Here is a 23,761-nt window from a genome sequence, read left to right as displayed (position 1 = left end):
CTCGGGGGCGATCACGCCGACTCCACCGTTGGGAACCTTCCCGCGGCCTCAGTCGTCCTTCCGCTTGTACCCCCGCAGCAGGAACCACGCGGTCAGGACACAGCCCACGATCATCACGATCAGGACGACCCGGAGCAGATTGCCCGCCCCCTGCTGCTCGGCGGCGCTCGCGGCCTCGGTGAGCCAGGCGGCTGCGGGACTGTGCTCCATGGCTGGGCTCCTTCGCTGTACTGCCCGCCCACGGTATCTCCGCCTAGGCTGGGGCCTGCTTCGGGGGCGGGCAGGGCCGCAGACGGCCACACAGACGCACATGGGGGGAAGACATGTCCGACGACGGCCACGAGCAGAACGGGCACGAGCAGGTGCCGAGCAGGCAGCGCAGGCGCTTCGCGGGGATCTCCTCGCGGGCGTACGAGCACCCGGCCGACCGCTCCGCGCTGGTGGCGCTGCGCAAGCTGAGCGGGTTTGACACGGTCTTCAAGGCACTGAGCGGACTGTTGCCCGAGCGCAGCCTCAGGCTGCTGTTCCTGTCCGACTCCGTGCGCGTCTCGGAGCGGCAGTTCGCGCACCTCAACGACATGCTGCGGGACGCCTGTTACATCCTGGACCTGGAGAAGGTCCCACCGATGTACGTCACCCAGGACCCGCAGCCGAACGCGATGTGCATCGGCCTGGACGAGCCGATCATCGTCGTCACCACGGGGCTCGTCGAGCTGCTCGACGAGGAGGAGATGCGGGCGGTCGTCGGGCACGAGGTGGGCCACGCGCTGTCCGGCCACTCCGTCTACCGGACCATCCTGCTCTTCCTGACGGGCCTGGCCCTCAAGGTCGCCTGGATACCCCTGGGCAACCTCGCGATCATGGCGATCGTGACCGCGCTGCGCGAGTGGTTCCGCAAGTCGGAGCTGTCCGCGGACCGGGCGGGCCTCCTGGTCGGGCAGGACCTGCGGGCCTCGATGCGCGGCCTGATGAAGATCGCGGGCGGCAACCACCTGCACGAGATGAACGTGGACGCGTTCCTCGACCAGGCGGAGGAGTACGAGTCGGGGGGCGACCTGCGCGACTCCGTGCTCAAGATCCTCAACGTGCTGCCCCGCTCCCACCCCTTCACCACGGTGCGGGCGGCGGAGCTGAAGAAGTGGTCCGAGTCCCGCGACTTCCAGCGGATCATGGACGGCCACTACCCGCGGCGCAGCGAGGACAAGGACACCTCGGTCGCGGACTCCTTCCGGGAGTCGGCGGCGAGCTACTCCACCCAGGTCAAGAGCTCCAAGGACCCGCTGATGAAGCTGGTCACCGACATCGCCGGCGGGGCCGGGGACCTCGGCGGCCGGGTGCGGCGCGGATTCGGCGGCTTCTCGAACTCCGCACCGCAGGACGGGCCGCCGACCGAGCAGCCCCCGTCGGACCCGCCGCCGCGCGAGGGCGACTGACCGCGACGGACCGCGTGGTTCACACCCGCCTCACACCCTGGGCTGGGCGCTCGTCGCGAGGGAACCGCACAGGGCCGTGGCGCTGCCGGTCGCGTACGGGTCCGTGCCGGCCGGGCCGCCCGCCTTCGCGGTCTGGCCGGCGAGCAGCGGGCGCAGGTGGTTCGTCGAGTCCTCGGCGCAGGACAGAGGGCCGGCCTGGACGTACGAGACGACGAGCTGGGCCGTGTGCAGGCGCAGGTCGTCGCGGTCGAAGCGGAAGTGCAGTTCGCGCCGGACGGTGAACAGCGAGGCCTTGGCCCCGCTGTCGGCGCCGGCCGGCCGGAGGGCGTACACGAAGGTGTGGTCCGCGGTGACCTCGAGCGTGGAGGAGTCGGTCTCGGCGGCCTGGAGGGTGCCCTGGACCCGGATCTTGGGGTCGGCCAGCTCGGCGCCGGCCGGGTCGAAGCGCACCAGCCAGCCGGTCGGCGCGTGCCGTCCGTCGGCGGCCGGATGGGCGAAACTCTCGTCGAACTGGTCGAGTTGGTCCGTGTCGAGGAGCACCCGCACGGGACGGACCTGCCGGCCGGCGATGACCTCGGGGTAGAGCGAGGACCGGACGATGTAGTCCTTGGCGGTGGTCAGGGCACCGACGACCTGGCTGTCCGAGAAGTGCGCGGTACTCCGGGAGGCGGGCAGCGGGATGCCCTCGGCGCCGACGCGGAACTGCGCCGCGGGGCTGTGCGCGTACAGGTACTCGGGCGTGACGTGGCCGGGAACCGTGCCGCCGGGGGTGAGCGGGATGACGGTCATCCGCAGCGGCTCCACGGGCTGCCGGACGGCGGGGTCCTGGTAGGGGTGCCGTACGCCCATGTAGATCGCGGTGCCGAAGGCGACGGCGATCAGCAGGACCAGGACCAGCACCTGCCGGGACAGGCCCCGGCGGAGGGGCGGGCGGCGGCGTACGGCGGGCGCGTGGTCGGCCATGCGCTCCTGCGCGGAGAACTCCTGGAGGCGGGCAGCGCGGACGAACGACTCGTCGAAGACGACGGATCGGTATTCGTCCTCTCCACCACCGGGGCCGCCCTCGGGTGCCCCCTCAGGTGGTTCTCCAGGCCCTCCCATATCTTCAGGGTAGGTCTCCGGGAGCTCAGGTAAACGCCCCGCTGTGCGACAACTTCTGACAGGTTCTCACCAGGAATGCGCGGGAGCCCGCCGACTCGGGTCAGGGCGTGCGCGGGAACGCCGAGACGGTCGGCCGGGAGAAGTCGGCGGAGGCGGAGGGCGCCGCGGCGCTGCCCTGCTCCAGTCCGGTCGAGGCGGGCGGTGGGACCCGGTCCCGGCTGCCGCCCGAGGACGCGCCCCGGTAGACCGCCGCGAAGGCCAGCGCGACCATGCCGACACCCATCACGACAGCCAGCATCCAGGCGACGGGGCGGTGCCAGCGGACCTGCTTGCCGGAGGCGCCGTAGCGCCCTTCGAGGACGTCGGCGTCGTCCGGGTCGTCGAGGTCCGGATCATGCCCGAGACCGAACGGTCCGTCGGGGCCGAACCCGTGCTCGTAGCGTTCGCCTCTGCCGAGCGCCCGGCGTGTCTCGGCCTCGGAGGCCTCCGCTCTCGCCCGGGCGGCGGCCAGGAGGCGTTCGACGGCGGTCGGCTCGTGCACCACGGCCGCCTGTACGAAGGCCTCGTCGAAGACCACGGAGGCGAACTCTTCGTCCGGCACCCCGCGGTCGTGGTCGTCGTCGGGCTCCCAGCCGTCTGGGAACGGCATGCCCCCCACGTCCTCCGGCACGGATCCAGAGTAGACCTGGGGGGTCGTTTTGGGCAGGCGACGGGGAAATTCGTCCGGTCGGCGAGACGCCGCCGTCCCGGCCCGACGGGGCGCGCCTGCGCCCCGTGGACGGGCGCCTGCGCCTTCCGCCGCCATCAGCGCCGGATGTGCCCGTCGCCGGTGACGATGTACTTGGTGCTGGTCAGCTCCGGCAGCCCCATCGGGCCCCGCGCGTGCAGCTTCTGCGTCGAGATGCCGATCTCCGCGCCGAAGCCGAACTGCCCGCCGTCGGTGAACCGGGTGGAGGCATTGACGGCGACCGTCGTGGAGTCGACCAACTGGGTGAAGCGCCGGGCGGCCTGCTGGGACGTCGTCACGATGGCCTCGGTGTGACCGGAGGTCCACAGCCGGATGTGCTCGACGGCCTTGTCGAGCGAGTCGACGACGGCGGCGGCGATGTCGTAGGAGAGGTACTCGGTCTCCCAGTCCTCCGGGGTCGCCTCCACCACGGTGGCCTTGGAGTCCTTGGCGTAGGCGAGGACCCGCTCGTCGGCGTGCACGGTGACCCCGGCCTCCGCGAGGGCGTCCAGGGCGCGCGGCAGGAACTCGGGGGCGATGTCCTGGTGGACGAGGAGGGTCTCGGCGGAGTTGCAGACGCTGACACGCTGCGCCTTGGAGTTGATCAGGATGTCGACCGCCATGTCGAGGTCGGCCTGGGCGTCGACGTAGACGTGGCAGTTGCCGGTGCCGGTCTCGATGACCGGGACGATGGACTCCGAGACGACGGTCTGGATCAGCGAGGCGCCGCCGCGCGGGATGAGCACGTCCACCAGACCGCGGGCGCGCATCAGCTCGCGCACGCTCTCACGGCTCTCGCCGGGCACCAGCTGTACGGCGTCGGCGGGCAGCCCCGCCCCGCCCACGGCGTCGCGGATCACCCGGACCAGGGCGCTGTTCGACTCGAACGCCGAGGCCGAGCCGCGCAGCAGCACCGCGTTGCCGGACTTCAGGCACAGGGCGGCGGCGTCCACGGTGACGTTCGGGCGGGCCTCGTAGATGATCCCGACGACGCCGAGCGGGACACGGACCTGGCGCAGGTCGATGCCGTTGGGCAGGGTCGAGCCGCGGACCACCTCGCCGACCGGGTCGGGCAGGGCGACGACGTCCCGTACGTCGGAGGCGATCGCGCGCACCCGCTCGGGGGTCAGGGTGAGCCGGTCGATGATGGCCTCGCTGGTGCCGGCCTCGCGGGCCTTGGCGATGTCCTTGGCGTTGGCCTCGACGATCTCGCTCGTACGGACCTCCAACGCGTCCGCGACGGCGAGCAGCGCGTCGTCCTTCTCGGCCCGCGGCAGCGGCGCGAGGTCGGCGGCGGCGGCCTTGGCGCGGTAGGCGGCCCGGGTGACCGGGGACATGGAGTCGTACGGAGAGAGCGTGGTCATGAGCAAAGGGTAGTGCGCCGGGCGGGCGCGTACACCGGTCGTTCCACAGCGCGAGACAGGCTCAAAAGGGGTGAACCCCGACAGGGGTGGCAGGTGCCGGACCGTACCCCTCGGCGATGCGCTGGTGGTAGGTCTGGCGGTCGATGACCTCCAGGCCGACGATCTCCCACGGCGGCAGTCCCGCGGTCTGGCGGTGCTCGCCCCACAGACGCAGGGCGACGGCGGCCGCGTCGTGCAGGTCGCGCGCCTCCTCCCAGTAGCGGATCTCCGCGTGGTCGTTGGCGTATCTGCTGGTCAGGAGGAAGGGGTGGTCGTGCGCGAGCTGCTCGAGGGCGCGCCGCACCTCCTTGAGCGGGGCCTCGTCGCCGGAGACGCTGAGGGTGATGTGCCACAGCCGCGGCAGGTCCTCGGGCTGCTCGCCCTCGTACCGGTCGCCGGCCGCGACGCTCGTCAGGGCCCGCTCTTCGCCGACCGCGCGGGCGGTAGCACCACCGCGGGACGCCGCCGCCCCAGGGCGCACTCGTCTCACGACGGCCTCCTTTACACAACGGTCGAGCAGTGCGCGGGCAGTGCTCGTGCTCAATGGGTCCCTGAGACAAAGTTGAGCAGGCCGCAAGGGCTCGTGGGGCGGTTTTGCGGAACGTCCACCTCAGGGCGACGCCTCCACCGGGGCGTTCACCCCGTTTTCGGGTGCCTCGGGCACCTGTCCGGTCCGGTGCCGGGTCCGCTCAGGGCTGCAGAAGCACCAGGTCGTCCCGGTGGACGACCTCGCGCTCGTACCCCGGCCCCAGGTCACGGGCCAGTTCCCGGGTCGAGCGGCCGATCAGCCGAGGGATCTCCTTGGCGTCGAAGTTGACGAGCCCGCGGGCCACCGCGCGCCCCTCGCCGTCGAGCAGCTCGACCGGATCGCCCGCGCTGAACTCCCCCTCCAGCCCGGCGATTCCGGCCGGCAGCAGCGACTTGCGGCCCTCCACGACCGCGCGCACGGCTCCGTCGTCGAGGGTCAGCGAGCCCTGCGGGGTGGAGGCGTGCTGAAGCCACAGCAGCCGGTCGGCGGAGCGCTTGCCGGTGGAGTGGAAGTAGGTGCCCGTGTCGCCGCCGGTGAGCGCGTCCGCCGCGTGGACGGCGCTGGTCAGCACCACGGGGATGCCCGCGGCGGCCGCGATCCGGGCGGCCTCGACCTTGGTGACCATGCCGCCGGTGCCGACGCCCGCCTTGCCGGCGCTGCCGATGTCGACGTGCGCGAGGTCGGCGGGTCCCCGCACCTCCGCTATCCGCGAGGTGCCCGGCTTGGTGGGGTCGCCGTCGTAGACGCCGTCGATGTCGGACAGCAGCACCAGCAGGTCGGCGCGGACGAGGTGGGCGACGAGGGCGGCGAGCCGGTCGTTGTCGCCGAAGCGGATCTCGTCGGTGGCGACGGTGTCGTTCTCGTTGACGACCGGGAGGGCGCCCATCGCGAGGAGCTTGTCGAGGGTGCGGGAGGCGTTGCGGTGGTGGGAGCGCCGGCTCATGTCGTCGGAGGTGAGCAGGACCTGGCCGACGCGCACGCCGTAGCGGGCGAAGGAGGCGGTGTAGCGGGCCATCAGCAGTCCCTGGCCGACGCTGGCAGCGGCCTGCTGGCGGGCGAGGTCCCTGGGGCGGCGGCGCAGACCCAGCGGTGCGAGGCCGGCGGCGATGGCTCCGGAGGAAACGAGAACAATCTCACGTTCTCCGCCGCTGCGGATCTTGGCGAGGACGTCGACGAGCGCGTCGACCCGGTCGGCGTCCAGGCCACCGGTCGCGGTGGTCAGCGACGAGGAGCCCACCTTGACGACGATCCTGCGGGCCTCGTTCACGGCCTGCCTTGCCCCTGCCACCTTGGTTTTTGTCCCCTCGCGTAGGTCCTGGCCGTCCTCCCGGCAATCTACGCGAAGCGGGGCGGGGGCCGCGCGTCGGTCCATCTCGCGGACATACCGCAGCTGTAACTGCTCACTCACGCACCGCATATGGCAAAAAGGTTGTGCAGGTTGCTCATAGAAATCAAAGAGGGTTCAAATTTAATCTGAAGTTTGTGTCACCTACAGTTCGCCACGTGAAGCGCATACTCCTCAGATCGGGGAAGAGCCCCTACGACGTCGTCCCTGTGGAGGAAGCCCTCCACCGCGACGTCATCGCCACCAACTCCGGCAACCTGATCTTCAGCGACGCCGCACACAAGATCCTCGAGACTCCCGACACCGAGGTCGTCTCGAACCGCATGCGGATCGACCCGGCCGCGGCAGGGCGGATCAACGAGGAGTACGACGCGTTCGTCGTACCGCTCGCCAACGCCTTCCGGCTGTCGTTCGAGCCCGCGCTGCAGAAGCTCACGCGGCTCATCACCAAGCTGAAGATCCCGGTCGTCGTGGTCGGGGTGGGGGCCCAGTCCTCGCTCGACTACAACCCGGACCGACTGAAGGCCATGGAGCCCTCGGTACGCGAGTTCGTCGCCGCGGTGCTCGACCGCAGCGCCAGCATCGGCGTGCGCGGCGAGTTCACCGAGCGGTACCTGAAGGACATGGGTTTCCGGGACGTCGAGGTCATCGGCTGCCCGTCCCTCTTCATGTACGGCAAGGAACTCGCGGTGCGCAAGGGCCCGTCGGCGCTGAGCGCCGACTCCCGGATCGCGATCAACGGTTCCCACAGCGCGGTGCGCACCCAGGGCCTGGACCAGGTCATCCGCCGTACCCACGCCCGCTACCCGAACCTGCGGTACATCGCCCAGAACCTCAGTGACGCCAAGCAGCTGCACTGGCGGGACCTGTCGCACTCCAACGGCAAGGTCAAGGGGATGCCGTCGCACCCGGACCACCCGATGTACGCGGAGGACAAGGTCCGCATCTACATCGATCCGGTCACCTGGATCGACGACCTGCGCGACTTCGACTTCTCCTTCGGCTCCCGCATCCACGGCAACATCGCGGCGCTGCTCGCGGGCACCCCCGCGACGGTGCTGACCGCCGACTCGCGGACGCTGGAGCTGTGCCGTTACTTCGACATCCCGCACCAGCGCATCGACCAGATCCCCGAGGACCTGGACCCGGCGCGGCTGTACGAGGAGGCCGACTTCACCAAGCTGTCCAGCGGCCACCAGGAGCGTTTCGAGCGCTTCACGGGCTTCCTGGACAAGAACGGCCTGCGGAACACGTTCACGCACGGCGACGGCGGCGCGGCCTTCGAGGCCCGCATGCGGAAGCTGTCCTTCCCGGCGGGCATTGGCCCCTGGAACGACATCGACCTCACGTCGATCACCACGCGGTTCGGCTTCCTGGAGAGCCGTATCACGCAACTGTCGAAGGACAACGCGCAGTTGAAGCGGGACGTGGCGCGGGCCAAGGCGATTCCCAAGCAGACCGTGGTGTCCCTCAAGCCGTCCCAGGACGCGTCGTCGAGCTCGGTCTACCGCCGCGCCCGTCGTGCCGTCGGTCGTCCGCTGCGCCGCCTGCAGCCGGGTCGCGACTAGCAGTTCCCCCGCCCGGGTGCCTTCCGGGCAGACACGCGTGCGCGTGCCGACCAGCGGTCGGCACGCGCACGCGTGCGTCCTGCCCGGGGAACTCGACCCGGCCGGGCCACCCGGAGACAGGAGGCGTGCCCGGGACGGCTGCCTGTCCGCACCCGGGGGCGCCGTGCCGACCGCTTCCTGACGGTCGTACGGCCGGCGGGTCATGCCGCTGCCGCCCGGTCCCCGGGGCCGTCGTCGCGCGAGGGCAGGATGCGGCGGGCCCTGCGGGCCACCCGGCGCACCAGGGAGTCGAGCCGGTCCTCCCGGTAGCCCGGGAAGGCGCGGGCCTCGCGGGGTGGGGCGAGGTAGACGGTGTCGGGTATGCCGGCCGCCTCGTCGCGGAAGTGCGGGTAGGCCAGGTAGAGGCGGCTGCCCTTGCGTTCGAGGACGGGGGCGGGTGACTTCTTGGCCCGGACGAACGCCACGACCTCTGGGAGGAGTTCGGGCCGGCCGGTGGCGACCAGGTGCAGCCGCAGGCGCTCGTGGACCTTGAGGCGGCGGGCGACCTCGTCGTTCCAGTAGGCCTCCATCAGGGGCTTCGCCAGCGTGAACTTGTTGCGCCGGACCTTCTCGCCGTCCTTGAGGTACTTGGGTCCGAACTGCGGCAGAAGGGTGACGACGAAGGGGCGGACCATGAGTGTGTCGCGCCCGGGGCCCGGCGGGACCATCTCGGCTATGAGCCGCATCAGCGCGCGGGCGGAGTCGAAGCGCAGGGTGTAACTCCCCCGTTTCGTCACGTGCTTGCCGTCCTCGCGGCCCACCAGGTAGTAGCAGGTGTGGTCGGCGATGACGGAGACGCCGTCGGCCCGCAGGTAGGCCTCCATCGTGAACAGCGCGTCCTCGCCGGTCCACAGGGACTCGTCGAACCGCATGCCGTGGCGTTGCAGCAGGGCGCGGCGGAAGAGTTTCTGCGCGCTGAGCGTGAACTTGATGTTGGAGGAGAAGACGTCCGTACGGTCCAGGTTCTGTCCCCACATCGACTTGGGCGCGGTGCGGTTGACGCCCTCGACCCGGCCGACGACCACGTCCGTGCCGTTGCGGTCGGCGGTGGCGACCATCCGCTCCAGGGCTTCGGGGCCGAGCCGGTCGTCGGCGTCGAGGAAGAAGACGTAGCGGCCGGCGGCCTTGCCGAGACCGACGTTGCGCGGACCGCTGGGGCCGCCCGAGTTCTCCTGCCGGATCACCGTGACCGGCAGGGGAGCGCGCTCCGCGAACTCCTCCAGGTACTCCCCCGTGCCGTCCGTCGAGCCGTCGTCGACCGCGATGACCTCGATGCGCGCCGGGTCGAGGGTCTGGGCCTGAACCGAGGCGAGGCAGTCGACCAGATACGGCATCGCCTCGTACGCCCCGATGATCACGCTGACGTCAGGTTGCGGCAGGGTCACTCTTCCCCCTAGTCATGGAACAATCCCCCTGAATCCGGCCATTGGCTACCTGGAAGACGATCCGTCGCGGTGGCTGGTTGCCTGCGCTCCACCGTTTCGTGACCCAGGTCACGCGGTGATCGGAAGTCCTGTGTCCACGGTAGGCGGGGCGGGTAAGAGCGACGGCCGGAACGGTAAAGCGAGGACGAGAACAGCGAAAGGGCTCGGCCCCCGGGAAGCACTCCCGGGGGCCGAGCCCTTGGTACACGAGCCGAGGCGGTCAGCCGGCGGCCACCCCGTCCGGGTCGCCGGGCGTCGAGGCGGCCCGCGGCACGGGCATCGCGTCTGCCAGCTCCTCCGCCTCCTCGGCGCCGGCGGAGGCGATCCGCGCGTCCTGGCCGACGTTGCGGGTGTCGGCCTTGATCGCCAGGTTCTTCACCGCGGTGTCGAACTGGACGATGGACGTCGGCTCGTCCGGGCCGAGCAGGTACTGCTTCAGCTCGCCGCGGTCCTCGGCCAGCGGGTCGGACGCGGGGTCACGGACCGCCGCGAGCAGTCCGTCCAGCTCGGCCGCGCTGTTGGAGAGGATCACCGCGGCGCGCACCGCGGTGTTCTGCCGCTTGAACTCCTCCACGCCGAGCTCCGCGGAGTCGGTGACCGCGTACGGCTTGCCGCTCGCGATGAAGTCGGAGACCACGCTGGAGATGTCGGAGACCATCGCGTCGGAGACGTTGAAGCAGTCGTACAGACGCGGTTCCGCGCCCGTGATGACCCGGTGCTCCCAGCTGCCGAAGGAACGCCAGTAGGCGTCGTTCCACTCGGTGCGCAGCCGGGCGATCTCCTCGTGCTTCTTGACGTCGACCAGACCGTCGCGGGAGGCCTCCGCCTCGTCGCCCTTCTCGTCGCCGCTGCCGGACAGTTCGGCGATCCGGGCCTGGACGCGGGCGAGTTCCGCCTTGGCCTCGGCCTGGACGGTCGCGTCGGTGGTGAAACGCGGGTCGGCGGCGCGCTCGGCGGCCGCCTTCTCGATCAGGGCGGTGATCCGGCGGTGCGCGGCGCCGGCCAGGGCGCTGCGGGTGCCGGTGAAGGGGTGCGGCTTGTACAGGACACGGACCGGCGGGTCCGCCTGCACCAGCTTCCGCACGATGTTCTCGCCCGCGAGCAGGATGGAGGTGTTGCCGGGGTTGTCGTCCCAGCCCTCCCAGGTCGGGGCGTACAGCACGGTCGGGCAGTCGCCGTCGGCGGCCGCGCCGCGGGCACTCTCGGCGGCTGCCTGAGCGGTCCGGATCGGCGCGAGCTGGGGGCGGCCGACCTCCACGATGTCGTCGTCGCGGACGCCGACGTCGGCGATGGCGTAGCGGTCGCGGCCGGCCCGGCCCGCGGTCCACACCTCGTCGTACACCTTGCTGAACGGGTTGACGCTGGCGAGCTTGTCGCTGTCGCCGTGGCCGATGAAGACGTGCTTCATGGTCGGGACGCGCAGCAGGTGGATGTTCTTGCCGACGTTGGCCGCGTACAGCGCGACGCGCACCGTGGACAGGTCCATGTTCATCAGGTGCACCCCTCCGGGCACGCAGATGACGGGGACCGTGGTGGGCGCCAGGTTCTGCAGTATGACGCGCTCACGCAGCAGGATCAGCGGCCGCGACTCCAGCTGCTCCATGGTCTCCAGCCACATGTTGACCTGGTAGGTGGAGTCCTTGGAGCCGGAGAAGTAGAGCACCGTCTGCGGCCGGTAGTCGCCCAGCCACTCGTCCACCGCGGCCAGCACCCGTTCGGCGTTCGGCGGCACCTTGCTGCCGCGCACGTACGGCATCAGTGCGACGACGTAGAGGGTGCCCAGGAACAGCGTCACGCCTATGCCGACGAAGGCCGCCACAGCCGAGTCGGCGGCCCCGGCGACCAGCATGCCGACGACCGCCGCGAGGTCGAGGTGGAGCATCTTCTCCGCGGAGCGGTTCAGCAGGCCCCGCGGCGGGGCGTCCGGGATGCGGATACGCGCGGCCAGGTCGACGTTGCGGGTGGCCACCGGCATCCGGCGGCGGTTGCGGATCAGGGTGACCAGCGCGCCGTGCGGGGCCTGGAGGCCGTAGAAGGCGATGAAGCAGGCGATCGCCCCGTAGAAGACCAGACCGTCCGAGAGGTCGAGGCGGGCCAGCAGCAGGATCAGGAGCAGCTGTCGGATCAGGAAGCGGATCGACAGGCCGGCCCGCACCTTGCTGAGGCGGCTGACCAGGTAACTGTTCCTGCGATGCAGGAAATGGTCCGCGAGGTACGTCACGGCGGTCGCGGCTGCGAAGGCGGGGACGCTCGGGACAAGGGCGGCCAGCATGAGGCAGGGGTAGCCCAGCATCATGAGGACCGCCGCGGCCAGCTCGGCCGCGCTGCCCACCCGGGCCACGCGAATAGCGGTGGATATCACGGAGAACCTGCTCTGGGAGGGGTGCCGGTTGTCAAAGCCGAAAAAGTCCGGAAAGCGAATGGTGAAGGCTCCGGGAGTTTACGGATTCAGGCCCCTGTGAATGCTCGACGAACGGGCAGCCACAGAGGCCTGAATAACGGAAGGCTATTTGCTGTTGATTATGCCACGCCGTCCTGGCGGTCCAGCACGCTGGCCAGTGCCGCCTCGAAGCCGGAAGCCTCGCCGGCCGACGCCGTCGGGTCCTGCTGGCGGACGTCGATGACATGTCCGGTCAGCTCGGACAGCAGCACGTCGAGCGAGGTGCGGGCCACCGCCTCGGAGGAGAGCAGCGAGCCCGACGGCTCCTGACCGAAGGCCTTGGTGCGCATCGGCGTGGCGGTGCGCTCCGGGTTCACGCAGTTCACCCGGATGCCGTCACCGGCCCACTCGTCCGACAGGGCCTGGGTGAGGTTCACCATGGCGGCCTTGGTCGAGGAGTAGAGGCTGTACTCGGCGCGGCCGCGGGTGTAGCTGCTGGAGGTGTACAGCAGCAGCTGGCCCTTGGTCTCGGCGAGGTACTTGTAGGAGGAGCGGGCGATCTGCACCGGTGCCAGGTAGTTGACCTTCAGCGCTTCCTCGATGGTCGCGTTGTCGGTCTCGGCCAGCTTGCCGATGCGCAGCACGCCCGCGGTGTTGACGACGTAGTCGATGCGCCCGGTCTCGCCGTACGCCTTGGACAGCGCGTCGTCGACCTCCTCCGGGTTCTCGACGTGGGTGCCGGTGGTGGAGCGGCCCAGCGCGTACACCTTCGCGCCGTAGGACTCGGCGAGTTCCGCGATGTCCTTGCCGATGCCGTACGAGCCGCCGAAGACCACGACCGTCTTCCCGGTGAGCAGTTGACGGTAGTCCTCCTCGCCGTTGCGCTCGGGCGTGGCGGTGGAGGCCAGCTGGAAGAGCTTGTCGGCGATGAAGACGTCGACCGGCTGGGTGACCTTCATGTTGTACTCGTCACCCGCGACGACGTGGATCGGCACGTCCGGCAGGTACTTGAGCACGACCGAGCAGTCGTCCGTGGCCTGGAAGTTGGGGTCGCCGGCCGCGACCTCGTAGGCCCTGCGGATGGTGGACAGCTTGAAGGCCTGCGGGGTCTGGCCGCGGCGCAGCCGGGCCCGGTCCGGGATCTCCGTGATGAACTCGCCGTCCTCGCCGTGCGTGCGCGTGACGATGATGGTGTCCGCGGACGGGATGGCGACGTCGACGGCCTGGAAGCGCTCCAGGGCCGTGACGCAGTCGTCGATCACACGCTGCGACAGCAGGGGGCGTACGGCGTCGTGGAAGAGGACGTTGCGGTCCTCGCCCTCCGCCAGTCCCTCGCCGAGGGCGGAGATGGCCCGCTCGGTGGTCTCGTTACGGGTCGAGCCACCCTCGATGACCCGCGTGACCTTACGGAAACCGGCCTTGGCGACGATCTTCTCGACGTCGGGCACGTAACCCGGCGCCATCAGCACGATGATGTCGTCGATCGAGTCGGCCTTCTCGAAGGTGGTCAGAGTGTGCTCGATGACTGCCTTGCCGGCGATCTTCAGCAGCTGCTTGGGGATCGACAGACCCACCCGCTGGCCGGTGCCACCGGCCAGGATCACTGCGGTGGTACGGGGCTTGGCTATGTGCTGTGACACAGGTGACCTACCTTGGGGCGACAGGGAACGTGGAAATGGTCCCACTCCTGGTTACCGCAGTGCAAGGTGAGCGCCCTCCACTGCATATGTGCGCGCAACCCGTCATTCACCTCGCACTCCTGGTGATCGCGGAGACCTTCCGACGGCACTGTGAATTTACTGTGAGTAAGTCCACAGGTGTCCGGCTTTGCCGTGGACGGCACGGTGGGACGGACGGTGCGGCTCACCGCCGCCCCAGGCGCTTCAGGCAGCGATGGCCGAGCACCCTCACGAGCTCCTTGGACGTCGTCTGGTGAACCGTGCGCGCCTTGGCGGCCGCCGTGTGCCGGACGGGAGCCGCGGCGGCCGCGGCCAGCACCCCGTACAGCGCCTGCGCGGCGACCTCCGGGGCGATCCGCGGCGCGGCGGGCGTCTCGGCGGCCGCCGGTTTCGGCACGGCGGAAAGAAGTTCCGGATCGCCGAGGACCCGTACACCCATTGCGGTGATGCGCCCCGCCATCTCGGCCCCGATTCCGGCGGCGGCCTCGACGGCCCAGGCCGGGGTGCAGATCCGCACGTCCCCGGGCGAAGGCTTGCACGAGTTCTTCATATGCATGACCGCGCCGTTGCGGACAAGCTGTGAATACAGCTCGTCCGGCAGCCCATTCCCGCGGAATTCCTTATTAAGATTCCGCAGCATTTCGGTCTCGGCCAGGGTGAGGGAGCGATTCGCCGTGTCCGGTGCCGGCCGCAGCAGGTTCTCCGGCAGTCCCAGCAGCGACTCGAAGGTGCGCAGCAGACCGTCCCGGTCGCTGTCGTCGACCACCACGACCGTGACCCGGTCGGGGCCGAGCACCCGTGCCCAGCGCTCCACCAGCCGGTCGTGCCGGTGCCGGCGCCAGAAGCTCGGGGTGGGCTTCTCGTACGGGGCCCGGCGGAGCATGTGGTCGAGCCAGTCCTCGTAGCCCGTACGCAGGCCGTTCTGCACGTACTGCTGCCACTGCGAGGGCATGACGCGGGTCAGCGGGCGCAGGGTGACCAGGACGTGCGCCCGGCCACCGCCGAGCTGCTCGACGATCCGGGCGATCGTCGCTTCGCTTTCGGCGTCGGCGAAGAACTCGCTGCTGATCACGGAGGTGCTCCGGCCGGTGGCGTGCACCTGCTCCAGGAGCCGGTTCCAGTGTCTGTCGGCGGGCCGCGGGTCGCCGATCATGGCGGGCCGGGCGCACGCGGCGAGGACGGCCTCCATGGGGTGTCTGCTCGTGGCCGGGAACGCGACACCGTGCTCGGGCAGCGTGTCCTTCGCGGCGAACAGCGCGCCCTGGAGGGCGGTGGTCCCGGTCTTGTGCGGGCCGATGTGCAGCAGCCGGGTACCGGAGGGCAGCGGAGTGATCGCGCCGGCCGCCCCGCTGTCGTTACTCGTACAGTCCGTCTCCATGGTCAGAGGACGGTAGGAGGGGTGTCTGAGGCGAGGCTGAGAGAGACCTGGGACACGGATGAGTCCCAGGCTCCCGTCACACGCGGTTCACGGCCTCACACCGCCGTCACGCCCGGCCGGCCCGCCTCGACCCGGAGAGCGGCCAGCGTGCTGTGCGTGGCCCGCGGCTTCAGCACGGTGTCCACGACCCGGACCCGCGCGTCGATGCCGTCGCGGCGGATGTCGAAGAGGTGGTAGCCGCGGTGGGCGTCGATCAGCTTCCAGTGCGGGTTGTCGGCCCTCAGCGGATCGAACTGGGCGTGGAAGGCCGCCTGGTCCTGGTCGCCGTTGCTGGCGATCGAGGTACCGACGAACTCGGCGCCGACCACGGCCGAGTCCGGGTCCGCGAAGTCCCGCTTCAGGTCGCTGATCATCGTCAGGTGACGGTCGCCGCTGAGCACGACCGGGTTGCGGACGCCTGCGAACTCCTCCAGGAGGGCGTTGCGTTCGGCCTGGTAGCCGTCCCAGGCGTCGTAGTACCAGAGCTTGCCCTCGCCGATCTTCAGGTCGGTCTCGGCCATCATGATCTGCGAGGCGATCAGGTTCCAGCGGGCGGGTGAGCGGCGCAGTCCGTTCAGCAGCCACCGCTTCTGCTCGGCGCCGAGCATCGTCAGCGCCGGGTCCTGGGCACCGGCCTGGCCGGTCGCCTGGTCGCCGCGGAACTGCCGGGTGTCCAGCACGTTGAGCCGGACCAGGCTGCCGAACTCCAGGCGGCGGTACATCTGGATGTGGGGGCCGTTCGGGATCGCCGTCGCACGTACCGGCATGTGCTCGTAGTACGCCTGGTAGGCCGCGGTCAGCCGGGTCACGAAGGCGTCGTGCGACTGCTTGTCCGGGTCCTGCGGGACCTCGCCGGCGAAGTCGTTGTCGACCTCGTGGTCGTCGAAGGTGACCACCCAGGGGGCGTTCGCGTGCATCGCCGCGAGGTCCGGGTCCGAGCGGTACTGCGCGTACCGGTTGCGGTACTGGGTCAGCGTGTACGGCTCACCGGTCCCCTCGTGCCGGCGGACGGCGGTGGCCGAGGGCGCGGACTCGTAGACGTAGTCACCGACGAACAGCACGAAGTCGGGGTCCTGCTCCAGCATGTCGGCGTACGGCGTGAAGTAGCCGTGCTGCCAGTTCTGGCAGGAGGCGAGCGCGACGCGCAGGGTGCCGCCGGAGCCGAGCGGGTGCGGGGCGGTGCGGGTGCGGCCGACGGGTGAGAGGCGGCCGCCGGCCCGGAAGCGGTACCAGTAGACGCGGCCGGGACGGAGCCCCCGTACATCCACATGAACGCTGTGCCCGTACTCGGGCAGGGCTCGGGCGGTGCCCCGGCGTACGACCTTCTTGAACCGCCGGTCCGCCGCCAGCTCCCACTGGACCGACACCACTTGGTCGGGCATGCCGCCGCCGTTCAGCGGGTCGGGGGCGAGCCGCGTCCACAGCACGATGCCGTCGGGCAGCGGATCACCGGAGGCCACGCCGAGGCTGAACACGCCTTCGGGCAACGGGGTTTCGGCCGCGCGGGCGGAGGCCGGCAGCCACAGCTGGGCGGCGGCGGTGGCGCCCAGCACGGCGGCACCGGCGGTCAGAAAGCGGCGTCGGTCGGGTGTGACTGCTTCGGTCATCGGCGGACTCCCCTGCGTCGCTGGCCACTTGGACACCTGGAAGCTCACGCTTCGGGTCGGTCGGCCCGCTGAACACAAAGGCTCGCGTGCATGACAAGTGGGGAGACAACAGAAAACCCGTCGCGACACGGGCGGAGGCCGGGCCGCGGCGGGTCACCCCACCGGACGGTGGGCGGTCAGTAGGCGAAACCCCGTACCCAGCCGGGCCTTCGTGCCGTCGGTGCCGAGGCGGCCGTTGCCGAAGACGCTCGTCCCGCTCCCGGTGACCACACCGGCCGCGCCGGAGTCCTGGAAGACGGCGACCGAGCCGTACGGCTCGTGCCGCGGCTCCTCCAGGACCTCCGGCGGTCGCCCTCGAGGTCGCCGAGGGCCAGGGTGCCGGCCGCCTCTCGGGGCCGGCCCTGCGCGTTCTTCAGGACGGTGGGCCGCGTCAGGCCGTTACGGCTGCCGCGTACGAAACACGAAGCGGCGGGCGCGCCCGAAGGCACGCCCGCCGCTGGAACCCCTCGTACCGTTCAGGTGTGGCTAGAAGGGCTTGAAGTCGTCGAACTCCTGCGCCGCCTCGTCCCGTTCGGCGTCACGGTCGCGGCGTCGCTGGGCGGCGGGGCGCGGGGCCTCGAGGCGGTGGTCCTCGCCGCGGCGGCCGAGCATCTCCGCGCCGGCCATGACGGTCGGCTCCCAGTCGAAGACGACCGCGTTGTCCTCGGGTCCGATGGCGACGCCGTCACCGGAGCGGGCGCCCGCCTTCATCAGCGACTCCTCCACACCGAGGCGGTTGAGGCGGTCCGCGAGGTAGCCCACGGCCTCGTCGTTGCTGAAGTCGGTCTGGCGCACCCAGCGCTCCGGCTTCTCGCCGCGCACCCGGTACAGGCCGTCCTCCTCACGCGAGACGGTGAAGCCCGCGTCGTCGACGGCCTTGGGCCGGATGACGACCCGCGTCGCCTCTTCCTGCGGCTTGGCGGCCCGCGCCTTGCCGACCACGTCGGCGAGCGCGAACGACAACTCCTTCAGCCCCGTGTGCGCGACGGCGGACACCGCGAAGACGCGGTAGCCGCGCGCCTCCAGGTCCGGCCGCACCATCTCGGCGAGGTCCCTGCCGTCCGGTACGTCGATCTTGTTCAGGACGACCATCCGCGGCCGGTCGCCCAGCCCGCCGTACTCGCGCAGCTCGGCCTCGATGATGTCCAGGTCCGACAGCGGGTCCCGGTCGGACTCCAGCGTCGCCGTGTCCAGCACGTGCACCAGGACGCTGCAGCGCTCCACGTGCCGCAGGAACTCGAGGCCGAGCCCCTTGCCCTGGCTGGCGCCCGGGATCAGCCCCGGCACGTCGGCGATGGTGTACACGGTCTCGCCCGCGGTGACCACACCGAGGTTGGGGACCAGCGTCGTGAAGGGGTAGTCGGCGATCTTCGGCTTCGCCGCGCTCAGCACGGAGATCAGCGACGACTTGCCCGCGCTCGGGTATCCGACCAGCGCCACGTCGGCGACCGTCTTCAGCTCCAGGACGATGTTCTGGAGGTCGCCGGGTACTCCGAGCAGCGCGAACCCGGGGGCCTTGCGCCGCGCCGAGGACAGCGCCGCGTTGCCGAGCCCGCCCCGGCCGCCCTGCGCGGCGACGTAGGACGTGCCCTGGCCGACCAGGTCGGCGAGCACGTTGCCCGCGCGGTCGAGGATGACGGTGCCGTCCGGCACCGGCAGGACCAGGTCCTGGCCGTCCTTGCCGGAGCGGTTGCCGCCCTCGCCGGGCTTGCCGTTGGTGGCCTTGCGGTGCGGCGAGTGGTGGTAGTCGAGAAGGGTGGTGACGGACTGGTCGACCGTGAGGATGACGTCGCCGCCCCGGCCGCCGTTGCCGCCGTCGGGCCCGCCGAGGGGCTTGAACTTCTCACGGTGGACGGAGGCACAGCCGTGACCCCCGTTACCCGCGGCGACATGCAGTTCGACGCGGTCCACGAAGGTGGTCATGTGGGTGCCTCCAGCACTTCAAAACGTACGGTTGTGTCTACTGCTCTAACACGCGAAAGGCGGACCCGCCTTCCCACCCGGGAAGTGAGGTCCGCCTCGCGCGACGAAGCGTTCGGTCAAGCCTGTGTCAGGCGACCGGAACGACGTTCACGACCTTGCGGCCACGGCTGGTGCCGAACTCCACCGCACCGGCCTGCAGCGCGAACAGCGTGTCGTCGCCGCCACGGCCGACGCCCGCGCCGGGGTGGAAGTGGGTGCCACGCTGGCGGACCAGGATCTCACCGGCGTTGACGACCTGACCGCCGAAGCGCTTCACGCCGAGCCGCTGAGCATTGGAGTCGCGACCGTTCCGGGTGGACGATGCGCCCTTCTTGTGTGCCATCTCTCCTCAGTCCCTTACTTCGCAGCCGCGGGGATCTCAGTGACCTTGATCGCCGTGTACTGCTGGCGGTGGCCCTGACGACGGCGGTAGCCGGTCTTGTTCTTGTAGCGAAGGATGTCGATCTTGACACCCTTGTGGTGGTCCACGACCTCGGCCTGGACCTTGATACCGGCCAGGACCCACGGGTCGCTGGTCACGGCTTCGCCGTCGACCACGAGCAGGGTCGAGAGCTCGACCGTGTCGCCAACCTTGGCAGTGGAAATCTTGTCAACCTCAACGATGTCGCCGACAGCAACCTTGTGCTGGCGACCACCGCTGCGCACGATGGCGTACACGCGGATCTCACTCTCTCGCTCGGAACGGGATCCCCGCAGTCCAGCCGCCCGGCACGCGAGCGGCCTCTCCGGAGCACTCTGTGCCCTGGAGGATGAGGTTTACGGGGATGCGGCGCCTAGGGAACACGCCGACGGTCAAGACTACGGTCCTGCTCCCACCGGGTCAAACCGAGCCCAACGACCGCCTCCGGCGGCCAGATCCGGCACTCGTCCGGCACGCCGGAGGAACGGACACGAAGGAGGCGCGGGACACCGGCCGATGCCGGTGTCCCGCGCCTCCTCAGCCGCTTGGAGCGGGTCAGTCCTCCGTCGTGGCGGACACGGACGGCGCCGGCTGCTGCGCCGCCGCGGTCGTCTTCGACGTGGCCTTGGCGGCCGTCTTGGCGGTGCTCTTCGCCGCCGCCTTCTTCGCCGTCGTCTTCTTGGCGACCGTCTTCTTGGCCGCCGTCTTCTTGGTGGCGGCCTTCTTCGCCGTGGCCTTCTTGGCCGTCTTGCGGGCGGCCGTCTTCTTGGCCGGAGCCGCGTCCTCGGCGCCCTCGGCGTCCGGGACCTGCTCGGCGGCCGGTGCCTCCACCGCCGACGGGACGACCACGACGGCCGCCTCCTCGGACGCGGTGGGTGCGGTGGCCTTGCGGACGGCACGGCGACGCGGGCGGGCCGGGGCGGCGCTCTCGGCGGGCGCCTCCGACTGCCCGGCCGCAGCCGGCTCGGGCTCCACCGCGGCCGGCTCGGCCTGCGGTTCGGCCACCGGCACGGTCTCGGCGACGGTCACCACGGCGGCCTCGCTCCCGGCCGGCGAACCGGCGGGCGCGGACACCTTGCGGGTGGCACGACGGCGCGTACGTCCCTTCGGCGCGGCGTCCTCGACGGCCGGAGCCTCGACGTCCGCGACCTCGGGGGCGACCGACGCCTCGGCGACCGGCGCCTCGACGACCGGGTCCTCCGCGGCGGCCGGCGCGGCCTGCGCCTCGGCAGCCGTCTCCGGGCGAACCGGACGCTCGGCCTCCTGCTCGGCCGTGACGTCCTGGGCCGTCGGGACCTGGTCGCGGTGAGGAGCCTCGTACCTGCTCTCCTCGCGCCTCGGCGCACCGGCCGGAGCCGACGCCCGCCGGCTCGCCCGGCGCCGCGAACGACCCCAGCCGGCCGCGGCCTCCGCCTCGGCGGCGCTGCTGTACAGCTCCTCGTCCTGGGAGAAGTCCGGCGCGGGCAGCGCCAGGGGCTCGGCGACCTCGGCCTCGCCCTCGGTCTCCTCGGGAGCCTCCAGGATGTCGACGTCGGCCTCGTGCACGTGCCCGTCGCCGCCACGCCCGCGCTTCTTGCGCTTGCCGCCGCCTCCGGCGGAGGTCGGCTGCTCCATGTGCACGATGACACCGCGCCCGTTGCAGTGGACGCAGGTCTCGGAGAAGGACTCCAACAGGCCCTGGCCGACCCGCTTGCGGGTCATCTGCACGAGCCCCAGCGAGGTCACCTCGGCGACCTGGTGCTTCGTACGGTCGCGGCCCAGGCACTCCAGCAGGCGCCGCAGCACCAGGTCGCGGTTGGACTCCAGGACCATGTCGATGAAGTCGATCACGATGATGCCGCCGAGGTCGCGCAGCCGCAGCTGACGCACGATCTCCTCGGCCGCCTCCAGGTTGTTCCTGGTGACCGTCTCCTCGAGGTTGCCGCCCTGACCGGTGAACTTGCCGGTGTTGACGTCGACGACGACCATCGCCTCGGTCCGGTCGATCACCAGCGAACCGCCGCTCGGCAGGTAGACCTTGCGGTCCAGCGCCTTCGCGAGCTGCTCGTCGATCCGGTACGTCGCGAAGACGTCGACCTCGGAGGTCCACCGGGACAGCCGGCCGGCCAGGTCGGGCGCGACGTGCGAGACGTATCCGTGGATGGTCTGCCACGCCTCGTCACCGCTGACGACGACCTTGGTGAAGTCCTCGTTGAAGATGTCGCGGACGACCCGGACGGTCATGTCCGGCTCGCCGTAGAGCAGCGTCGGCGCGTTCGAGCTGCCGCCGCTCTTCGCCTTCTTCTGGATGTCGTCCCACTGCGACTGCAGCCGCTCGACGTCACGGCGCAGCTCGTCCTCGCTCGCGCCCTCGGCCGCGGTGCGCACGATGACGCCCGCGTCCTCGGGGACGATCTTCTTGAGGATGGTCTTCAGCCGGGCCCGCTCGGTGTCGGGCAGCTTGCGGCTGATGCCGGTCATCGAACCCTCGGGCACGTACACGAGGTAGCGGCCCGGGAGGGAGACCTGGCTGGTCAGGCGGGCGCCCTTGTGACCGATCGGGTCCTTCGTCACCTGGACGAGGACCGACTGGCCGGACTTCAGGGCGGCCTCGATACGGCGCGGCCCGTTGGCCATGCCCAGCGCCTCGAAGTTGACCTCACCGGCGTACAGGACGGCGTTGCGCCCCTTGCCGATGTCGATGAACGCGGCCTCCATCGACGGCAGCACGTTCTGGACCTTGCCCAGGTAGACGTTGCCGACGTACGAGGTGGCCTGCTCCTTGTTGACGTAGTGCTCCACGAGGATGTTGTCCTCGAGGACGCCGATCTGCGTGCGCTCGCCGCTCTGGCGGACGACCATCACCCGCTCGACGGCCTCGCGCCGGGCCAGGAACTCGGCCTCGGTGATGATCGGGACGCGCCTGCGCCCCTGCTCACGGCCCTCGCGGCGGCGCTGCTTCTTGGCCTCCAGGCGCGTGGAGCCCTTGATGGACTGCACCTCGTCGGAGAACTCGGCGGGCTTGCGGGGCTCACGGACCTTGACGACGGTGCGCTCGGGGTCGTCGGACGTCGTCTCGGCGTCGCCGTCGGAACCCGAGTCACCGGAGCGGCGGCGACGACGCCGACGGCGCCGGCTGCTGCTGGAGCCGCCCTGCTCGTCACGGCTCTCGTCCGTGTCCTCGTCGTCCTCCTCGGCCTGCTCGGCGGTGTCCTCGGCGTCCTGGTCGGCCTGCTCGGCGGCGAGCTCCTCGGAGTCCTCCGCGTCCTCGTCACCGGCGGCCTCGGCGGAGTCGCCACGGCGACGGCGACGGCCACCGCGGCGGCGACGGCGGCGCGAGCCGGTGTCCTCGGCCTCGTCGCCCTCGGCGTCGGCGGAGTCCTCGTCCGGCTCCTCGGCCTCTTCCGGCTCCTCCTCGACGACGACCTCGGCGGTCTTCGTCTCGGCCTCCTCCGCGGCACCGGCGCCCCGGCGACGACGTCGGCGGCGCCCGCCGGTCTCCTCCTCGACGGCCTCGGGAGCCGTGGAGGCCACAGGAGCCGCGGGGGCCGCGGGGGTCTCGTCCACCTCGGCCTCGGACACCTCGGCGGCGGCAGCGGCGGCGGCCCGCTCGGCGGTCTGGAAGACAGGTGCCTGGAAGACGGCGACCGCGGGCCGCACCGGACGGCGCGGGGCGTCGGCCGCGCCCGAACCGGCGGCGGGCTTCGGCGCCGAGAACCCGCCGGCGGCCTGGCGAACGGCCCGACGGCGCGCACGGCGCGGGGCGTTCTCCTCGGCGGCCTCGGTCTCGGTCTCGCTCTCGGCCGCCTGGGGCTCCACGGCGGTCTCGGCGGCCTGCATCTCGGCGGCGGCCGCGACGGGCGCGGCCTCCTCGCTCACGGGGGTCGTCTCGGCGGGCGCGGTCACGCGCCGCGTGGCCCGACGGCGCGTCCGGCGCGGCTCGGCGTCCTCGGTCTCCGCGACGGGCTCCGCGGCGGTCTCGGCGACGGGCTCGGCCGGGGCGGCGGGCTGCTCGATTGTCTCGGCGGGCGCGGTGGTACGGCGGGTGGCCCGCCGGCGGGTACGGCCGGCCGGCGCCTCGGCCGGCGCTTCGGCCGGTGCCTCGGCACCCTCGACGGCCGCGGTCGTGTCCTCGGCCTCGGCGTTCTCCGCGACCTCGGCGGCGGCGGGCGCCGACACACGACGGGTCGCACGCCGACGGGGCCGCCCGGCCGGTGCGGCCTCCTCGGCGGCGGGCGCCTCGGTGGGCGCCTCGGCGACGACCTCGGCCGGAGCCGCCGTGGCGGGCACCACGGTCTCGGCGGCCTCGGCGGAAGCGGGTGAGGCGGCGGGCGCGGACGCACGACGCGTCGCACGCCGACGCGGCCGCCCGGCCGGTGCGGCTTCCTCGACGGCGGGCGTCTCGACGACGACCTCGGCCTCCTCGGCCTCGGTGAGCTCGACGTCCTGCGCGATCTCGTCGGTCACGAGGTCCCCGGACTCCGCGGCCGGTATGGCCGGAGCGGTGGTCTCCGCGGGGGTCTCGGCGGTCCCGGCGGGCGGTCCCGCCGGCCGGGAAGCGGCCCTGCGCCGACGACGCGGCGGCAGGGTGTCGCTGGGGGTGTTCTGTTCGGAACCCTCAGTGGGTTCGGTGGGCTCGAGCATGCGGGCGTTTCTCCCGTCAGGCTCCCGGGCGCCGCGCCTGGTCCGGCGGTGATGCCGGTGACGT

General features: G+C 71.2%; 17 protein-coding genes. 2 read left to right on the top strand and 15 right to left on the bottom strand.

Annotated elements, in window-relative coordinates:
• Positions 1 to 48: 48 nt before the first annotated feature.
• Entirely contained in the window at positions 49 to 210 is a 162-nt protein-coding gene (locus OG985_RS30610) for a hypothetical protein (protein WP_371671575.1), read from the bottom strand.
• A gap of 113 nt (positions 211 to 323) precedes the next feature.
• Between OG985_RS30610 and OG985_RS30605 the strand changes: the two genes are divergently transcribed.
• Complete coding sequence (locus tag OG985_RS30605) at positions 324 to 1,433, top strand: M48 family metallopeptidase (RefSeq protein WP_371671574.1); 1,110 nt, start codon at positions 324 to 326, stop codon at positions 1,431 to 1,433.
• Between the two features lie 30 nt (positions 1,434 to 1,463).
• Here the strand turns inward: OG985_RS30605 and OG985_RS30600 are convergent, their stop codons facing one another.
• The 5 genes from OG985_RS30600 to proB all read right to left on the bottom strand — a co-directional run bounded on the left by OG985_RS30600 (position 1,464) and on the right by proB (position 6,481).
• Positions 1,464 to 2,534 (bottom strand): hypothetical protein, encoded by a 1,071-nt coding sequence (locus tag OG985_RS30600; RefSeq protein ID WP_371671573.1) that lies wholly within the window; start codon positions 2,532 to 2,534, stop codon positions 1,464 to 1,466.
• Positions 2,535 to 2,634: 100 nt separating this feature from the next.
• Positions 2,635 to 3,204, bottom strand: a complete 570-nt coding sequence (locus OG985_RS30595; RefSeq protein WP_371671572.1) for a hypothetical protein — start codon at positions 3,202 to 3,204, stop codon at positions 2,635 to 2,637.
• Between the two features lie 134 nt (positions 3,205 to 3,338).
• Entirely contained in the window at positions 3,339 to 4,625 is a 1,287-nt protein-coding gene (locus tag OG985_RS30590) for a glutamate-5-semialdehyde dehydrogenase (protein WP_371671571.1), read from the bottom strand.
• 61 nt (positions 4,626 to 4,686) lie between these two features.
• Positions 4,687 to 5,145 (bottom strand): hypothetical protein, encoded by a 459-nt coding sequence (locus OG985_RS30585; RefSeq protein ID WP_371674538.1) that lies wholly within the window; start codon positions 5,143 to 5,145, stop codon positions 4,687 to 4,689.
• Positions 5,146 to 5,353: 208 nt separating this feature from the next.
• Positions 5,354 to 6,481: a glutamate 5-kinase gene (gene proB / locus OG985_RS30580; protein ID WP_371671570.1), complete on the bottom strand. Its 1,128-nt coding sequence runs from the start codon at positions 6,479 to 6,481 to the stop codon at positions 5,354 to 5,356.
• A 215-nt stretch (positions 6,482 to 6,696) separates the two neighbouring features.
• On the opposite strand from proB, the gene OG985_RS30575 reads away from it, so the two are divergent.
• A complete protein-coding gene (locus OG985_RS30575) occupies positions 6,697 to 8,106 on the top strand; it encodes a polysaccharide pyruvyl transferase family protein (RefSeq protein WP_371671569.1) in 1,410 nt (469 codons plus the stop codon).
• A gap of 200 nt (positions 8,107 to 8,306) precedes the next feature.
• Here the strand turns inward: OG985_RS30575 and OG985_RS30570 are convergent, their stop codons facing one another.
• The 9 genes from OG985_RS30570 to OG985_RS30530 all read right to left on the bottom strand — a co-directional run bounded on the left by OG985_RS30570 (position 8,307) and on the right by OG985_RS30530 (position 23,697).
• Positions 8,307 to 9,530 (bottom strand): glycosyltransferase family 2 protein, encoded by a 1,224-nt coding sequence (locus OG985_RS30570; RefSeq protein ID WP_371671568.1) that lies wholly within the window; start codon positions 9,528 to 9,530, stop codon positions 8,307 to 8,309.
• 259 nt (positions 9,531 to 9,789) lie between these two features.
• A complete protein-coding gene (locus OG985_RS30565; protein WP_371671567.1) occupies positions 9,790 to 11,931 on the bottom strand; it encodes a hypothetical protein in 2,142 nt (713 codons plus the stop codon).
• A 158-nt stretch (positions 11,932 to 12,089) separates the two neighbouring features.
• On the bottom strand, positions 12,090 to 13,589 hold the full coding sequence (locus tag OG985_RS30560) for a D-ribitol-5-phosphate cytidylyltransferase (RefSeq protein ID WP_371671566.1): 1,500 nt from the start codon (positions 13,587 to 13,589) through the stop codon (positions 12,090 to 12,092).
• A gap of 223 nt (positions 13,590 to 13,812) precedes the next feature.
• Positions 13,813 to 15,006, bottom strand: a complete 1,194-nt coding sequence (locus tag OG985_RS30555) for a hypothetical protein (protein WP_371671565.1) — start codon at positions 15,004 to 15,006, stop codon at positions 13,813 to 13,815.
• 95 nt (positions 15,007 to 15,101) lie between these two features.
• On the bottom strand, positions 15,102 to 16,652 hold the full coding sequence (locus OG985_RS30550) for an alkaline phosphatase (protein ID WP_371671564.1): 1,551 nt from the start codon (positions 16,650 to 16,652) through the stop codon (positions 15,102 to 15,104).
• 525 nt (positions 16,653 to 17,177) lie between these two features.
• Positions 17,178 to 18,614, bottom strand: coding sequence for a GTPase ObgE (gene obgE / locus OG985_RS30545; RefSeq protein ID WP_371671563.1), 1,437 nt, complete (start codon positions 18,612 to 18,614; stop codon positions 17,178 to 17,180).
• A gap of 127 nt (positions 18,615 to 18,741) precedes the next feature.
• Positions 18,742 to 18,996: a 50S ribosomal protein L27 gene (gene rpmA, locus OG985_RS30540; RefSeq protein ID WP_193473216.1), complete on the bottom strand. Its 255-nt coding sequence runs from the start codon at positions 18,994 to 18,996 to the stop codon at positions 18,742 to 18,744.
• Positions 18,997 to 19,010: 14 nt separating this feature from the next.
• Positions 19,011 to 19,331, bottom strand: a complete 321-nt coding sequence (rplU, locus tag OG985_RS30535; protein WP_030601628.1) for a 50S ribosomal protein L21 — start codon at positions 19,329 to 19,331, stop codon at positions 19,011 to 19,013.
• Between the two features lie 298 nt (positions 19,332 to 19,629).
• Positions 19,630 to 23,697: a ribonuclease E/G gene (locus tag OG985_RS30530; protein ID WP_371671562.1), complete on the bottom strand. Its 4,068-nt coding sequence runs from the start codon at positions 23,695 to 23,697 to the stop codon at positions 19,630 to 19,632.
• Positions 23,698 to 23,761: the final 64 nt, after the last annotated feature.

It is taken from the genome of Streptomyces sp. NBC_00289 (assembly GCF_041435115.1).
In the GTDB taxonomy this organism is placed as follows: Bacteria; Actinomycetota; Actinomycetes; order Streptomycetales; family Streptomycetaceae; genus Streptomyces.
The sequence above is the reverse complement of the archived record's forward strand: the minus strand, read 5'-3'. Positions and strand labels throughout refer to the sequence as shown.

What these genes read in the sequence shown, in the direction of transcription:
- OG985_RS30610 (WP_371671575.1), bottom strand. Translation starts at nt 210, where the DNA reads ATGGAGCACAGTCCCGCAGCCGCCTGGCTCACCGAGGCCGCGAGCGCC.
- OG985_RS30605 (WP_371671574.1), top strand. Translation starts at nt 324, where the DNA reads ATGTCCGACGACGGCCACGAGCAGAACGGGCACGAGCAGGTGCCGAGC.
- OG985_RS30600 (WP_371671573.1), bottom strand. Translation starts at nt 2,534, where the DNA reads ATGGGAGGGCCTGGAGAACCACCTGAGGGGGCACCCGAGGGCGGCCCC.
- OG985_RS30590 (WP_371671571.1), bottom strand. Translation starts at nt 4,625, where the DNA reads ATGACCACGCTCTCTCCGTACGACTCCATGTCCCCGGTCACCCGGGCC.
- OG985_RS30555 (WP_371671565.1), bottom strand. Translation starts at nt 15,006, where the DNA reads ATGGAGACGGACTGTACGAGTAACGACAGCGGGGCGGCCGGCGCGATC.
- OG985_RS30550 (WP_371671564.1), bottom strand. Translation starts at nt 16,652, where the DNA reads ATGACCGAAGCAGTCACACCCGACCGACGCCGCTTTCTGACCGCCGGT.
- obgE (WP_371671563.1), bottom strand. Translation starts at nt 18,614, where the DNA reads ATGACCACCTTCGTGGACCGCGTCGAACTGCATGTCGCCGCGGGTAAC.
- rpmA (WP_193473216.1), bottom strand. Translation starts at nt 18,996, where the DNA reads ATGGCACACAAGAAGGGCGCATCGTCCACCCGGAACGGTCGCGACTCC.
- OG985_RS30530 (WP_371671562.1), bottom strand. Translation starts at nt 23,697, where the DNA reads ATGCTCGAGCCCACCGAACCCACTGAGGGTTCCGAACAGAACACCCCC.